Origin of the sequence: Staphylococcus sp. EZ-P03, assembly GCF_003344575.1 — a bacterium.
In the GTDB taxonomy this organism is placed as follows: domain Bacteria; phylum Bacillota; class Bacilli; order Staphylococcales; family Staphylococcaceae; genus Staphylococcus; species Staphylococcus simulans_B.
This window is the reverse complement of the sequence record NZ_QPMO01000021.1, coordinates 1-14646: the sequence shown is the minus strand read 5'-3', so window position 1 is coordinate 14646 and position 14646 is coordinate 1. Positions and strand designations below refer to the sequence as shown.

General features: G+C 28.9%; 14 protein-coding genes and 3 pseudogenes. 7 read left to right on the top strand and 10 right to left on the bottom strand.

Features of this window, described 5'->3' with window-relative positions; translation table 11 throughout:
- Positions 1-495: 495 nt before the first annotated feature.
- A pseudogene (locus tag DVJ99_RS10275) lies at positions 496-801 on the bottom strand (protein rep); the annotation flags it as partial.
- A gap of 13 nt (positions 802-814) precedes the next feature.
- Positions 815-1798, bottom strand: a complete 984-nt coding sequence (locus DVJ99_RS10270) for a replication initiator protein A (RefSeq protein WP_114604123.1) — start codon at positions 1796-1798, stop codon at positions 815-817.
- A gap of 490 nt (positions 1799-2288) precedes the next feature.
- Between DVJ99_RS10270 and DVJ99_RS10265 the strand changes: the two genes are divergently transcribed.
- The 6 genes and pseudogenes from DVJ99_RS10265 to DVJ99_RS10250 all read left to right on the top strand — a co-directional run bounded on the left by DVJ99_RS10265 (position 2289) and on the right by DVJ99_RS10250 (position 7845).
- A complete protein-coding gene (locus DVJ99_RS10265) occupies positions 2289-2969 on the top strand; it encodes a DUF536 domain-containing protein (RefSeq protein ID WP_114604122.1) in 681 nt (226 codons plus the stop codon).
- Between the two features lie 141 nt (positions 2970-3110).
- Positions 3111-3227 (top strand): annotated as a pseudogene (locus DVJ99_RS13425) (replication initiation protein); the annotation flags it as partial.
- A 42-nt stretch (positions 3228-3269) separates the two neighbouring features.
- Positions 3270-3386: pseudogene (locus DVJ99_RS13325) on the top strand (IS6 family transposase); the annotation flags it as partial.
- Between the two features lie 168 nt (positions 3387-3554).
- A complete protein-coding gene (locus DVJ99_RS13235; protein WP_205527061.1) occupies positions 3555-4256 on the top strand; it encodes a DNA adenine methylase in 702 nt (233 codons plus the stop codon).
- Entirely contained in the window at positions 4253-5689 is a 1437-nt protein-coding gene (locus DVJ99_RS10255) for a Dam family site-specific DNA-(adenine-N6)-methyltransferase (RefSeq protein WP_205527060.1), read from the top strand. The genes DVJ99_RS13235 and DVJ99_RS10255 overlap by 4 nt, the downstream gene beginning before the upstream one ends.
- Positions 5690-5835: 146 nt before the next feature.
- Positions 5836-7845: an AlwI family type II restriction endonuclease gene (locus DVJ99_RS10250; RefSeq protein ID WP_162912183.1), complete on the top strand. Its 2010-nt coding sequence runs from the start codon at positions 5836-5838 to the stop codon at positions 7843-7845.
- A 432-nt stretch (positions 7846-8277) separates the two neighbouring features.
- On the opposite strand, the gene DVJ99_RS10245 is transcribed toward DVJ99_RS10250, so the two are convergent.
- The 3 genes from DVJ99_RS10245 to DVJ99_RS10235 are packed head-to-tail and all read right to left on the bottom strand — an operon-like array spanning position 8278 to position 9782.
- The gene (locus tag DVJ99_RS10245) at positions 8278-8625 is read right to left on the bottom strand and encodes a MerR family transcriptional regulator (RefSeq protein ID WP_002508642.1); all 348 of its coding nucleotides are present in this window, start codon (positions 8623-8625) and stop codon (positions 8278-8280) included.
- A 46-nt stretch (positions 8626-8671) separates the two neighbouring features.
- Entirely contained in the window at positions 8672-8992 is a 321-nt protein-coding gene (locus tag DVJ99_RS10240; protein WP_002508641.1) for a hypothetical protein, read from the bottom strand.
- A gap of 31 nt (positions 8993-9023) precedes the next feature.
- Entirely contained in the window at positions 9024-9782 is a 759-nt protein-coding gene (locus tag DVJ99_RS10235; protein WP_114604119.1) for an SDR family oxidoreductase, read from the bottom strand.
- 391 nt (positions 9783-10173) lie between these two features.
- On the opposite strand from DVJ99_RS10235, the gene DVJ99_RS10230 reads away from it, so the two are divergent.
- Positions 10174-10725, top strand: coding sequence for a recombinase family protein (locus DVJ99_RS10230; RefSeq protein WP_114604118.1), 552 nt, complete (start codon positions 10174-10176; stop codon positions 10723-10725).
- An 87-nt stretch (positions 10726-10812) separates the two neighbouring features.
- Here the strand turns inward: DVJ99_RS10230 and DVJ99_RS10225 are convergent, their stop codons facing one another.
- From DVJ99_RS10225 to cadD, 5 genes are all read right to left on the bottom strand, one after another.
- Positions 10813-11850 (bottom strand): 2,3-butanediol dehydrogenase, encoded by a 1038-nt coding sequence (locus DVJ99_RS10225; RefSeq protein ID WP_114604117.1) that lies wholly within the window; start codon positions 11848-11850, stop codon positions 10813-10815.
- Between the two features lie 468 nt (positions 11851-12318).
- Positions 12319-12747 (bottom strand): Hsp20/alpha crystallin family protein, encoded by a 429-nt coding sequence (locus DVJ99_RS10220; protein WP_107387404.1) that lies wholly within the window; start codon positions 12745-12747, stop codon positions 12319-12321.
- Between the two features lie 21 nt (positions 12748-12768).
- Positions 12769-12936: a hypothetical protein gene (locus DVJ99_RS13140; RefSeq protein WP_157951066.1), complete on the bottom strand. Its 168-nt coding sequence runs from the start codon at positions 12934-12936 to the stop codon at positions 12769-12771.
- 571 nt (positions 12937-13507) lie between these two features.
- Complete coding sequence (locus DVJ99_RS10215; RefSeq protein WP_000119691.1) at positions 13508-13855, bottom strand: ArsR/SmtB family transcription factor; 348 nt, start codon at positions 13853-13855, stop codon at positions 13508-13510.
- 18 nt (positions 13856-13873) lie between these two features.
- Positions 13874-14491 carry a cadmium resistance transporter CadD gene (gene cadD, locus DVJ99_RS10210; RefSeq protein WP_050960617.1) on the bottom strand — a complete coding sequence of 206 codons (618 nt, stop codon included), beginning with the start codon at positions 14489-14491 and terminating at the stop codon, positions 13874-13876.
- Positions 14492-14646 lie beyond the last annotated feature (155 nt).

Here is a 14646-nt window from a genome sequence, read left to right as displayed (position 1 = left end):
GGTCGGCTTAATAGCTCACGCTATGCCGACATTCGTCTACAAGTTTAGTTAAGGGTTCTTCTCAACGATCAATAAATTTTCTCGGCATAAAAGCGTGTTATAATTTAATTAGCGTTCTGTTTTGTTTTCACTGTTCACTTCCAAAAATGAAAATAGTGAAAGAAAGTAGCCACCAAATTTTATTGGTGGCTTTTTTATTTTGTTAAATCTTAAATGCCCTTAATTTTAATTCTAAAGGGGTATTTTAAAGTTTTAAGTGTAAATCATATAGTTTTATACCTAAAAACATACATAAGCTCTTAAAACGCAAATATGAGCCAAATAAATATATTCTCATTTCACAAACAAAATTTAAGCAAAACCAGTGCCTATTTTTTTAGACACTGCCCAGTTACATGCAAATTTAAAAATTGGCATAAAAAGTGGGTAACCATGCTGGTTAAACGCTATAGTTCCTGCAGGGGCAAAATACATAAAAAAACGCTAGCTTTTTAGCTAACGTTTCACAATTTTTAAATAATAATTTTGTTTTTCAAAATTCCAAATTGCAGTAATTGAATGTGCTTTTTCTTCTTCGTCTGTCGTTTTATCTTCGTCACTTGTATTAATTAAATTACCATCTTCGGCATCGTCTAAGTTTAAAATTTTATGTTTTTGTTTAAGCAATCCACCATAACTCAACATACGTTTTCGGTATAAACCTTTTTCTAAGTCACTAACAATTTCTGAATCTTTTTCACTATCTCCGGTTAAATAATCCGATGACTTAACCGAATATTTTGAGGTCTCTTTGATTGCTGCAAGCTTATTTAATTTACTGATTAAAAATATTATATTTCGCCATATTTTGTCTTCTCATATCGACTGAATAGCTTTCTTCAAGTTCACTTAAAATTGTTCGCATTAAGTACCCTTGCATCGAACTGATCGTTTCCTTTTGGCCTTTAACCCCTCTATCATGTATCGCTTTTTTTACTCTTTTTAAAGCTATTAATATTTCATCTTCAATATGTTCTAACATGTAGTAAGTATCATCATGGTTTGAATTAAATGATTTTTTAGCTTTAAGAATTACACTTTTTATAATTTCTAAATCTGTATAACTGTAATTTAATAAATAAGACGTAAGTTGATCTGGGAACTCTTGGAGTAGTATTTCTTTATCATCTTGATTCCCAAAGTTATTTAAAAATTGATTTGAATGGGTATGGTTTATTGAAAAATTATTGTATGTATCATGCAAATCATTCGTATCATTATAATCAGTCTCTATATAATCAGTCTCATTAAGTTCAGTATCATTTGCGTATGATTTTGATACGTCTTGATGTATTAAATCGATATTTCTTGACGTATTATTATCATAATTCTGGATATATGATTTTGATACGTCCTTGTCATTAAGGGGTTCTACATCGTTTTCTTGTTGTGATATGTAATATATATCAGCTTCTGTTACTTCAGGTTTTTTAATATATAACTTGTTAGGTTTATTCAAACCTACTCTTATTTGATTAAATAAACCAGCTTGAGTTAATTCCTTTTTTATTTTAGATAATTTATTTGGACTACTGATATTTAGGATAGATTTAAGTTTTTCATTGGTATAGATAAAAAATATATCCCCATTCTCGTCTATCCAATTATTTCTTATAGATAAGTCTAAGCGATCTCTTAGTATCGACCAAGTTATTTTGGCATCATTAGACAAATTAGTGTATTTAGGGTTAGTAAAAAAGACTTTAGGTAATTGATAGAATTTCTCTTTTTGGATTTCTTTAATGTTAAAGTTTGACATAGAAAAACCTCTTTCATATTTAAGTTTTAAAAAGAGGTAATAAAAAGTTGTAAGTATGTTTATATGTATTCGACTTGCACTAATAATTCTTAGTATATATAATAAGAATGTAACAATTATATAAACAAACAAAGCACTTGTTTTATTACCGAAGAGACCTGACTATTCCCGTAGTTAGGTCTCTTTATATATATATATATTAACACTTTTCAAAGGTTTGTTAAATTGTTTATACGCATTTGATTGTATTCATTTTCAAAATAGCGTATACATGTATAATTAATTTATAAAAAGGTATGCTATATAACGTTATATAATCTCTTTGGTATCAAGTATAATAGGTGTATAAATGCATAAAACGATCGTTATATACTTATACACAATACTATATATATAATTGCATATAAGTTTTTATAAAACGCTGTATTTATAAGTATAATAGATATATAATGGTGTAAATGTTATGTATATAAATATATGGAGGCATTATATGAAGAGTATGAAGCAAATCGCTGATGAATTAAACGTAACAAAAATGACTGTTTATAATAATGCGAAAAAAGAAAATGTGAACTTTCAGAAGATTGATAATGTAAATTATTTATCAGGCGAAGATGAAGCTATAGTAGTAAATAGAATTAAAAAGAACCAAAGCAAAAATGATCACTTTGATAATGAGAAAAAAGAAGAAACTGAAGCCTATAATGATAATCTTGTAAAAGATGAGACGATTAAACATTTATATAATCAATTAGATATATATAAAGAACAGTCAAATAGAGATAAAGAACAGATAAACACACTGAATAGACTTTTAGAAAACCAACAAGTATTAGCTTTAGAAAGTAATAAAAAGATTCAAAAACTAGAGAATCAATTAGAGGAAGAAAGACAGCTTAATTATCCCTTTGATATATCTACTAATGATAGACAAAATGTTAATTCACAAGAAGCAACTTTTACCGAAGAATCTAAAGATACTAATCAGCAACAAGAAGATGAACAGTCAATAGAAGTAAAACTTAAAGGTATAGATGAAGAGGAAAAAAACAATAGTATAAACGAAGATGAATTTCGAAAAGATGATAAATTATCTGAAGAAATAGAGGTTCATAATAAGGGAGAACAGCCAACTAAAAAAGGATTTTGGAGTCGCTTGTTTGGTAACTAATTCTATTAAAAAGACACAACAAGTTTAAATTTGTTGTGTCTTTTTATGTGTATCAAACTTCTGATAATCATCGATTATGTAAATAATATTTATTTGCTGCATCTTGATTACTTAATATTAAATTGATTAACATATTTAAAAATTTTAAGTTGCTCAGACACTTTAAATTCTCCATATTTTATAAATCTTAAAATGAATTTTACACAACATGACTTGTCAGAAATTTCGGAATTGAATAGTAAATATGCCGTTATTTTGTACCGTTGGGTTCAAGAATATGCCCCGATTTTATATCAAATAAAGAATACTTTAAAAGGTATTGAATGTATTTACGCTCTATATAAAAAGAAGCGCAGGTCTCTTCAGATCTACGGATTTTCGCCATGCCACGAAATTAGGCATATGTTAGCCAGTTAAGGGAACAACGACATGATAAAATGGTAATTAGCTATATTTTTCTAACTTTGCAACAGAACCTTTTAAAATATATATAGTTTAAATTTGCACTTGTTATTGAATAATATGATCACGTAGTTTATTGTAAACATAGTGTGTTGCATTTGTTGCAAAAGAGGAGATAACACTATGAAAACAACTAAACAAATACTAAAGGATTTTAATATTTCAAGACAGACACTCATGAACTGGATTAATACTAAAGCTATTACTACTCCAAGTAAGGATTGGAGAGGGTGGTATATTTGGTCTGAAAAAAATCTAGAAGAACTTGAAAAACTTATGTCAGATAAAAGAGAAGCTAACATAAAGGTCTCTAAAGGGAATTTTGATGAAGAATTAAATATATACAATAGACGATATTTAGGGTCTAAAAAAAGGCTACTTTCTTTTATCGAAGAAGTAGTTAATAAACACACCAATAATATAAATACGGTTGCTGACGTATTTGGTGGCACTGGTGTCGTATCTGATTTATTCAGAAATAAAGGCAAGAAGATAATTATAAATGATATCTTGAAGTCTAATTATGTCACTTATTTAACCTGGTTTAGTAATGATCCTGTTGATGAAGATAAAATTCGTAGGTACATAGATTATTTAAATACACTAAAACCTATCGATAATTATGTTTCTGATAACTTTGGTGACAGGTATTTTAGCATTGATAATGCTAAAAAAATAGGCACTATAAGAGAAGCTATAGAAGATTTAGAAGATTTAAATGGTAGAGAAAAAGCCTTTCTATTAACTTCTTTAATTTATGCAATGGATAAAGTTGCTAATACTGTTGGTCATTACGATGCACATATAGAAAAACGATGGATATGACGAAAGAATTATATTTAAAAATGCCCGTAGTAAATTTTAATCGTGATAACGATATATATTGCAAGGACGCAAATCAGTTAGTAAAAGAAATTTCTGCAGACTTAATTTATATAGATACACCATATAATTCTCGCCAATATAGTGATGCATATCATCTTCTTGAGAATATTGTTGAATGGAAGAAGCCACCTGTAACAGGAGTCGCTAAGAAAATGGTAGATAGGTCAAAAACAAAATCAAATTATTCAACTAATAAGGCACCCGAAGCATTCGCAGATTTGATAAAAAATATAAAAGCACGATATATTCTAGTTTCTTATAATAATATGGCTAGAAAAGGGAACGGGCGTTCAAATGCTAAGATATCAAATGAAGAAATTATACATACGCTAGAAAAAAAAGGTAAAGTAAAAGTATTTGAAACAAGCTTTCAAGCCTACACTACTGGAAAAAGCGTTATTGATGACCATAAAGAGATTTTATATTTATGTGAAGTATCACAAAAAGAAGTAAAAAATAAACAGAAAAATCATTACACACCTTCAGCTATAAATTATACAGGCTCTAAATATAGATTATTAGACCAGATTATCACTTTGTTTCCGAAAGAATATAATAACTTTATTGATTTATTTGCGGGTGGCTCAAGTGTTGCTATTAACTCTAATCCGAAAAATAAAATCTTGATTAATGATAATATCAAACCCCTTATCAGTTTATATCGATACTTATCTATTACTGATTATGATAGCGTAATCAAAGATATTAATTCTTTGATAGACGATTATGGTTTATCAAGATCCAGTAAATATGGATACTCTCACTATCATGTTGACTCATCGAAAGGTTTGGCAAAATACAATAAAGAGGGGTATCTCAGATTGAGAAGTGACTATAATTGTGGGAAATTTCATGGTAATGCCTTAGAAAATATCGTTTTATACCTATTAACTGTTTTTGGTTTTAATAATCAAATTAGATTTAACAAAAATGGAGGATACAATCTCCCTGTTGGTAAACGTGATTTTAATGATAAAATGAAAGAAAAACTAAAACAATTTATGAAGGCTTTACATGAAAAAGATATAATTTTTTCATCCGATGATTTTAGAGATGTGATTCCATTATCAAATGATACGTTTCTTTATGCTGACCCACCCTATTCGATTACTTCTGCGACTTATACAGAGAATAGTAGTTGGAGTGCTAAAGATGACGCTGATATATTTGATTATCTTGATAAATGTCATGAAAATGGTATTAAATTTGCGTTATCTAATGTCGCTCAACACAAAGGTACAGTAAATGAGGAACTATTAAAGTGGGCAAAGAAATATAATATTCATTATTTAGATTTCAATTATAATAATTCAAACTACCAATCTACAGCAAAATCAAAAATTACACATGAAGTATTAATAACCAACTACTAAAGTTGGTTATTTTTTATGATATGATTATTAAAAATACGTATCAAAGTAGGTGTTATTGTTGAAATTAGGCGATAAAAATCAAATATTAAATTTTGCAAATACAAATTGGAAGACGTAATGACTTGATTAATGCGTATACAATCTATATGAATATTTTAAATGAGAGCTTCGAGAGTGGTATTTATATTTGGGACAGATTTCCTAATAGTCTTGGTCAATTTCATTTTTATAGTAGAGCCCTAGAAGAGTCCAAAGATGTTTTTCAGCAACATGGACCTTATGATTATATTTGTAAAAAATTAGAGTTACCTGAGTATCGAGAAGCTTTTCATAATATGGATAAAGAAAAAATTATTCAGTTAGAAGGTGGTAAAGATTTTATAAAAAAGCTAGATAACGGTGTAGAAGATAGAAGTCGTCATTATACTAGTACTTTAACCAAAATAGGATTTATACATGAAGACAGACAATTAAGTTCAGTGGGCAAACTATTTATTAGTGAATCAGATCCCGTAAGAAATGATTTTGAAAAACTACTACCTATCGATAAAATTAACTTATTGCTGTTACGTCAAGGTTTAAAAATAAGAGTATATACTGATGATTATCAGAAATATTATTCTCCAATAATGCTGTTATTATACATTTTATTTAAAAATGAAAAAGTAAATGCTAAAGATTTATTTACACTGCTTAACACTATCACACCTTATTTTCCTTTTGATTATAAAGAAATATCTGATTCTTTTTCAAAAGACAATGTAAGAGACGTAATTCAAAAATATGAAAAATTATTTATAGCTGAGCCATTAGTAGAGGGTAAGAGATTAGAAAAAGAAGAATTTTATAAAAAGTTTTCTAATAATAAAACAAGCAAAGACCAACATATATATTTTGATTTTTATAATAAATTATTAGACTTTGTAACTGATCCTGCAGACTCAACTTATTCACAATTAGAAGAATTATTTGAAGATAAATATAAGAAGAACGTATTAAACAATACGTTCGGTCAAAAAAAGAAGTTTTTAGAATTTAATGTAAGTGATTATAATGAATTTATTGACGTAAATTATGATTCTAATATACTATCCTTAGACTCTTTTAATAGTAACTTCTATATTAAGTTTTTCAATTCAAAACGTAATAAAGATATTCATGATTATAAAGATATGCTTAAAAGATTTACTAGAGCTACTGGAATTATTGAAATTAATAATGGAGTTGTTAATTTAGCATACAGAGATGTTTGGATAGAATATTTTAAATATGTAGATTTCGATGGTTTAATATTTAATACAGATACCAAAAATTCAGCTGCAGAATATGAGTATTCAGTGGATTCGGTGTTCTATAAAGATGTTACTATAAATAAAATATTCGATATTACTGACGAACAAATGAATGATATTATTGAATCCATAAAAAACAAATTGAGTATCGATTCTGTAGAAAGTATTAAAAAGAATCTGGTTAATCGTAATGATATATTGTTTAAAGAATTCATTAATTCAGAATTTCCCCTAAAAAAGACAATGAGTATACTTAATATGTTTAGTGATAGAAGTAATGATAAAGAAATTAAAAAAATTGTGGGCTCTGAAGCAGGTGTTCCTACAATTTACGAATACATGATTGGTATTGCTTGGTATCATATCAGTAATAAAGAATATGATGTATTTTCTAGCTTTAATTTAACTATGAATGCCAATTTCCTTCCTGAAACTCATGCGGGTGGTGGAGCAGGAGATATTGTTGTAAAGTATAATGATAATACACTAATGTTAGAAGTTACATTAATGAATAAGAATGCTCAAAAACGTGGCGAATGGGAGCCTGTACTACGTCATGCAACAAACTTAACAATCGATGAACACCCTAAGAAAGTAAGAACACTATTTATAGCTGATGAACTAGATGAAAATACAATTAATATATGGCGTGCTGTAGCTTCTGTTCCAATGAAATCAACTACTGGCAAAAAAGACTATGCCGAGAATTTAATTATCATGCCTTTTACAACAGCTGAAATTATTACTTTGATGAATAGAAATATTGATGAAAATAAAATATTTACATCCATTGATTCGTCGTATTCTCAGCTAAAAAGTAACTTTAATTCTAATTGGCGTAATGATATTATTAATAGTTTTTAAAAATAGAACCATGTCTGATCCTGGCATGGTTCTACTTGTGTCTAAAACTCATGAACAATCAAGTAACAAAATACGAATTATGTATCCTATCAAATCCCGTTAAATCAGGGGTTTGATTTTTTTATAATTCAGAGTTATCATAACGATAATAAAAGTTCATTATTAAGACAAAATTTGATTATGAAACGATTAAAACACATACATATTATGTATGTGTTTTTGCTATACTTATATCTATTAATTAATATAATTACTAAAGGTCGGTACAATAATACTTGAAAGTAAAAGATTAATATTGAAATTTTCACTTTCTATGGCATAAATTTTCTCTACTAAATCGCAATTTTTTATATGAAGTTAAAGAACTATAAAAAATGTAAGGAGCAATTTATATTTTCTCCATTTCTCCTCCCTCTAATACTGTACTTTTACTTATTCGCTTTCCAGCAATTTAAATTTATCTTCTAATGTTTGAAGTCCTTTATCTATAATATTTTTTTGTTCTATTAAATTTTTTTGATGTTCTAAAAATATGTCTTTTCGTTTCATTTTGGTAGAACTTCCTTGATGATACAATTCAGCAATTTCTTTTAACTTTGATACAGGCATATGTGTCTGACGCATACATTTTATAAACTCAATCCAATATAGATCCTCTACTGAAAAATCTCTATAGCCATTCTTATTTCTGGTAACAAATGGAAAAAGCCCTGCTTTGTCATAGTATCGAATAGTATGTTCACTGATGCCTAAATTATCGGCTACTTGCTTTACTTGCATAATTTACCTCCTAAAAAAGGTGACTTTATAAAGTCACCTTTTTGGTCTATTTAATAAGTTGAACTAGTAAATCTTCATAGTCATTATGGATAATAGCTTCAAACCCAAATGTTGATACCATATCACTCTTTAATGACTCCACAGTGTTATAACCAATGAGTTCAGGATCATCTATTTTTAAACCAATTCGTTTAATGTCATTATGGAATAAATTATTTTGATGAGATAGCTCAATTATTTCTTCAGCTAAAGATTTAACGTAATTATTACTTGGCAAAGATACGTTCTTATCATCTATGACCTTTTCTTCCGTAATAATCTTAATATCTGTTTCATTTTCTTTAAATATTGCTAAAAAGTAGTACATATCAAAAGCCCTCCTTATTATTTAAAGTTAATTAGCGTGTCGTATAACCGCCATTTGCAAATAATGTTTGTCCGTTTATCCACCAACCATCTAAAGTTAAGAAAGTAATAATCGGCGCGATGTCTTCTATATTTGTAAGCTGATTATGAAGTGCTTGGGATTTATGGAATGCCACAGCATCTTCGCCTTCTTGAGGATAGAAGAAAGGTGTATCCATTGGTCCAGGAGCCACCGCATTAACTGAAATGCCTCTATCCATAAACTCTGATGATGCTGCGCGTGTATAATGTTCAACTGGAGCTTTTCCTCCAGCATAAGTTGAATAAAATCCTGTATAAGCAGCAAGCAATGCAGTCGCTAGAGTGATAATTTTACCATTATCATTCATAGATTTTTCAGCATATTTAATAAAGAAATAAGCTGACTTTGCATTGATGTCTGCCATACTATCGAACTCTTCTTCAGTCGTTTCTGAAATAGGTTTTTTAAGTACTTTTCCTACTGTATTTATTGCGATATCAACTTTTCCAAACGTCTCTTCAGCATGTTGGAATAAAGCTTGGATATTACTAACCTTAGTTAAATCACCAGAAAATAATGTGCCTTGTCCACCTAGTTCTTCAACTTTTGAAAGTGTAGCTTTGGCATCCTCTAAAGACTTTTCATTATGATGATGGATTACTAATTTAGCCCCACCTTTAGCGTAAGTAGTACTTAATAAGCCGCCAAGGTTCTTAGCACCACCAGCAATAACTACGACTTTGTCTTGTAAACTATCAAATTTACCCATATTATATAACCTCCTTTGAATATATTTCAATCATAAACTTTAGACTGCGATATCAAGCAAGTGTTTGTTGAAAAATTCTAATCACTTTTTTAGTGGTATCTTTTTGTTTCATTAGAGCCTAACCTAATTGAACTATTATCGATGCTAGTAAAACAGTATTTCTGTATGTATGATTAGAGTGTTAAAAATGATCGTTTTTGATACAAAACCTCTTAATTCAAATTTAAGAGGTTTTTCTTGTATATTTAAGTATCAAAACTTGTGTTATAATCAACGTATCATAAAGATTAAAGTATATGAGTTTATAGACTTAAATAAGTCTTCTCATTTGTCTCGAGAAGCATATTATATAGATAAGGTGTCATAAAAGCATTCAAAAGGAGAAATTAAAATGGCTAAAATTGGTTATGCACGTGTATCAACACAAGATCAAAGTCTTGATGGACAGATTGATACACTTGAGAAATATGGTTGTGAACGTATCTTTAGCGAGAAAGCAAGTGGTCGTAAAACCAAAAGAACAGAACTTGATAAGTGTTTAGATTATTTACGAGAAGGCGATATTTTAGTTATCTACAAATTAGATAGATTAGGCCGTACAACCAAACAATTAATTGAGTTATCTCAATGGTTTGAAGAAAATAACATTGATTTACATATTATAGATATGAATGTGTCAACGAAAGACGCGATGGGCAAGATGTTCTTTACCATGATGAGTGCATTTGCAGAATTAGAAGCTAACTTACTAAGTGAACGTACGAAAAAAGGTTTAGAAGCTGCAAGAGCAAGAGGAAGAAAGGGCGGTCGTCCTTCATTACCTGACCACAAAAAAAGAGAAATCAAGTTCTTGTATGATGAACAAAAACTCACAGGCGAAGAGATTGCTAAACAAACAGGAGTGAGTCGTTCTACTGTATATAGAATAATAAAAATGAAGTAGTAAAAACAAATAATCACAGGAAGAAAACTAATGAAAGGAGAATCTTCAAATTAGAGATTCTCCTTTCATTAGTTTTTATAATCTATATTATAATTTAACGAGAATTTTTGCTTGTGATTTATCGTTTACAAGTTGTTCAAATCCTGACTCCACAATATTATCTAGCTCTATTTCATCAGTAATAACATCTTTAACTTTTAAATTACCTTCATTAATTAAATCTATTGTTTGTTGAAATGTAGTAGGTGTATAAGCAATCGTTGAAGTAAGTTTTACACCTGTATTAGTTAATTGCATTGGATTCCATTCAATAGGATGACCAAATATAGACACTATAACGACAGTACCTCTTGCTTTAGTAACGTCTATAGCAGATTTAAGTGTTGGTGCTACACCAGCTACTTCAAATGCTACATCAACGCCATTATCAGCGTATTTACTAATAACATCACTTGGATTTGATTCCCCAGAATTTATCGTATGAGTAGCACCTACTGATTTAGCTTTATTAAGTCGCTCTTCCGATAAATCGAAAACAAATATTTTGCTAGCACCAGCTGCTTTGGCTGCTATGACTGTTAATAAACCGATTGGCCCTGCTCCAAAAATAGCAACAGTATCGCCAAATAGAACTTCGCCTTCTTTAATTGCTTGAACTGCAACAGCCGTCGGTTCTACAAGGGCGCCTTCTTTATCAGAAACATTATCTGGTAATTTATAAACATTCTCTTCTGGGGCATTTGTAAATTCTGCAAATCCACCATCAGAACCTAAGCCTATAAATGAATAACCATCATAAAGGTCAATATTTTCTTCTTTTTCACGATTTGAAACTGTAGGATTAATAACAACACGATCGCCTTTGTTAAATTTTGTAACCTTAGAACCAATATCATCTACTACGCCTGCAAATTCGTGGCCTAATGTAACGGGCGCTTTTTGGCCAAGGAACGGGTCTGGTTTGTCTGTTGAAATAAATATAGGGCCTTCTAAGTATTCATGTAGATCTGTACCACAAATGCCAGCCCAAGACACTTTAACTTTAACCTCATTATCTTGTAACTCTTTAGATTTTCGATCTTCAACTCGTACATCCTTTTGACCATACCAAACTGCTGCTTTCATTGATAAAACCTCCTTGTTTTAGTTAATTTAATAATATGCCTTTTAAAAATTACTTTCAAATAAACTAACCTTTTAATATAGTGTTTCTAAATTATTATATGATTAGAGTGTACCTCAATAATACAATTACTTTTAATCATACCTCATATAGATAATTTAGTTAACTAACACATGTACACTCAACACAAGTGGTTTATTGCACATGTGTTGAACTTCTATTTTAACTGCTTATTGTCCTAGCATTTCATCATTTTTTCTGTAAGAACGAGTTTATATTTAAATTCAACTTTACGCATTTCCATATTTTCTAATTCTTTTTTCTCTTCATTGGTTAAGCCAACCATAACATCTATTATTGATATCAAGAAAAGAAGAAACTCGTTTTCACTCGTTTAAAAAATAAAAAGCAAAAGAGGAATAAAAATGAAAAAAGAGATGTGAAATCAGATTCACATCTCTTTTTAACTATCACTTGATATCTATTACTTTTCTTTGATTATTTTCAGTTTTTGGTAAATCTACAGATAAAATACCATCTTCAAATTTAGCTTCAATATTATCTTCGTCTATATTATTAAGTGAATACATTCTCTTCACATTGCTATATGATCTTTCTTTTTGAATTACTTTACCTTTATTATCTTTTTCTTCATTCACCTGATTATTTTCTCCAGAAATTATTAACATACCATTTTCATAAGAAATATCTATTTGGTCTTTTGAAAACCCTGGAAGCTCTGCTTTTAATTCATATCTATCTTCTTTTTCACTAATATCAGTTTTTATACCTTGTTCATCAGGAAAATTACTAAAAAATTGTCTTCCAAAATCTCTAAACAATTCACTAGGTGTCATATCAAAATAATCTCTTCCAAAAGGTTTTAAATCATAAGTCATAACAATCACTCCTTATAATATTTAACCTATTTTTTGATTAATATTTTTGACATAATCCAAATAATTTAAATACTCTTCCCAATTACTGTTAAATTCAAACTCAATAAAAGGGCTAAATTCAAATACATCATCAAAATTAGACATATTCTTAAAAGGAATTAGTTTTTTTGAATTTTTATCTAAACTCATATCAACCCCTCCCTATAGAGCATATAACTATTTTCACTATATATATAACATAAAGGTCAAAGATGGTCAATATTTTTTATACATTGCTCACTACGTATTTTGATGTTTTTAAATTCTTTTCAGATTCTCTGCTAAGAGCATAAGGGGACACAATGCCACTACGTGTCACTCAGCATAGCTGAGGTGTCTTCTTATGATTTATACATTTCTTTTAAGCCATGTTAAAACCAAACAGAGCATACACCTAAGCCACATGATCCACTTTTAAAATGTATAACCTGTATAAAAGTTTCCTGGCATCGTCAGAACTTGTATTCAGATTCTTTACAAGCCAATTATATCAACGTTTATAAAATTATAGATTCTGATAGATTCTAAAAAAACAGCTTATAGATTCTATAATCAACTTTATTTTTTGACTTTATACATTCTCATACATGCTTTATTTTGAATTTTAAGGGGTCATTTTAAAGAAATAGAGATAAATCATATAGTTTTATATCCAAAAGTTTATATACGCTCTTAAAACGCAAATATGAGCCAAATAAATCAAGACAAGAAGAAACTCGTTTCAAAAACCCTCCTGATTTTTAGAGAAAAACTCTCTTATTTCATCGTCTTTAATAAAATAATATGCCATCTTTCCATCTTTATAAAAATCAAGTACCTCATTTTTATATAAAAGCCTTAAATGATGTGAAGTTGAAGCAACACTCATTTTCAATATCAAAGAAATATCACAAACACACAACTCATCTTCTTTAATCAAAGATAATATGATTTTCAATTTCTTCTCATCACAAATTTTTTCTAAAATGTTAAGTAATTTCTTAGATTTATCATCTTCTAAAAAACTTAAAGCATTGTTAACTTTATCCTCATGTACACAGATCACATCACAAGTATTTTCATAACTCATATAAAATCACACCCTAAATTAAAATATAAATCCTAAAATTGTTTGAATAGTGTCATTTTCAATAATAATAAATAAACCTAAAGCTATATAAATAACAGCCATAATCCAACGACTAAATTTCTCAACAATTTCTCCAACTCCTGGAATATTAGCTAATTTTTGTGCAGTAAATACCAAGAAGAAAATTAAAATTAAAAAGACAAACAGAGTAATTAATAAATTAGTAACACTTAATGTCACAAAATACGGAACAAATAAACCAATATTATCAGCACCACAACTTGCTATCGTAACAATTGCAACCGTACCAACTAATTTAGACAATCCTTTTTCATTCAATTCTTTTTTAGCTCTCTTTTCTCCTTCACAATCATCATAAATAGCCACTTTAATTCCAAGATAAATTGGTATTAAACCCAATAAACCTAATATCCACTTCTCTGGAACATAATTTAATACAAAAGCTAAAAACAAACTAACTAATATTAAAATAATAGACCCTAAATATTGACCAACATAAATATCTCTATATTCTTTTCTAGTCTTTGCTCTAGCAAAAAATATTAATAAAATTACTAATAAATCTACTGCTGTCGCAATATAAAGAATAGCAGCAGTAATAACCGTTTGAATCATAATACACCTCATTCAAAAATATTTTTGAATGTATTGTAACTTATATTTTTAAATAATCATAGATGCTTTATTCCAATTGCTTTATTGACGTTGAGCCTCGGAACCCTTAACAATCCCAAAACTTGTCGAATGGTCGGCTTAATAGCTCACGCTAT

Coding starts and splice junctions, on each gene's coding strand:
- DVJ99_RS10215 (WP_000119691.1), bottom strand. CDS start 13,855: ATGAGTTATGAAAATACTTGTGATGTGATCTGTGTACATGAGGATAAA.
- DVJ99_RS10250 (WP_162912183.1), top strand. CDS start 5,836: ATGAATATTTTAAATGAGAGCTTCGAGAGTGGTATTTATATTTGGGAC.
- DVJ99_RS10220 (WP_107387404.1), bottom strand. CDS start 12,747: ATGACTTATGATTTAAAACCTTTTGGAAGAGATTATTTTGATATGACA.
- DVJ99_RS13140 (WP_157951066.1), bottom strand. CDS start 12,936: ATGAGTTTAGATAAAAATTCAAAAAAACTAATTCCTTTTAAGAATATG.
- cadD (WP_050960617.1), bottom strand. CDS start 14,491: ATGATTCAAACGGTTATTACTGCTGCTATTCTTTATATTGCGACAGCA.
- DVJ99_RS10240 (WP_002508641.1), bottom strand. CDS start 8,992: ATGTACTACTTTTTAGCAATATTTAAAGAAAATGAAACAGATATTAAG.
- DVJ99_RS10255 (WP_205527060.1), top strand. CDS start 4,253: ATGACGAAAGAATTATATTTAAAAATGCCCGTAGTAAATTTTAATCGT.
- DVJ99_RS13235 (WP_205527061.1), top strand. CDS start 3,555: ATGAAAACAACTAAACAAATACTAAAGGATTTTAATATTTCAAGACAG.
- DVJ99_RS10270 (WP_114604123.1), bottom strand. CDS start 1,798: ATGTCAAACTTTAACATTAAAGAAATCCAAAAAGAGAAATTCTATCAA.
- DVJ99_RS10265 (WP_114604122.1), top strand. CDS start 2,289: ATGAAGAGTATGAAGCAAATCGCTGATGAATTAAACGTAACAAAAATG.
- DVJ99_RS10225 (WP_114604117.1), bottom strand. CDS start 11,850: ATGAAAGCAGCAGTTTGGTATGGTCAAAAGGATGTACGAGTTGAAGAT.
- DVJ99_RS10235 (WP_114604119.1), bottom strand. CDS start 9,782: ATGGGTAAATTTGATAGTTTACAAGACAAAGTCGTAGTTATTGCTGGT.
- DVJ99_RS10230 (WP_114604118.1), top strand. CDS start 10,174: ATGGCTAAAATTGGTTATGCACGTGTATCAACACAAGATCAAAGTCTT.
- DVJ99_RS10245 (WP_002508642.1), bottom strand. CDS start 8,625: ATGCAAGTAAAGCAAGTAGCCGATAATTTAGGCATCAGTGAACATACT.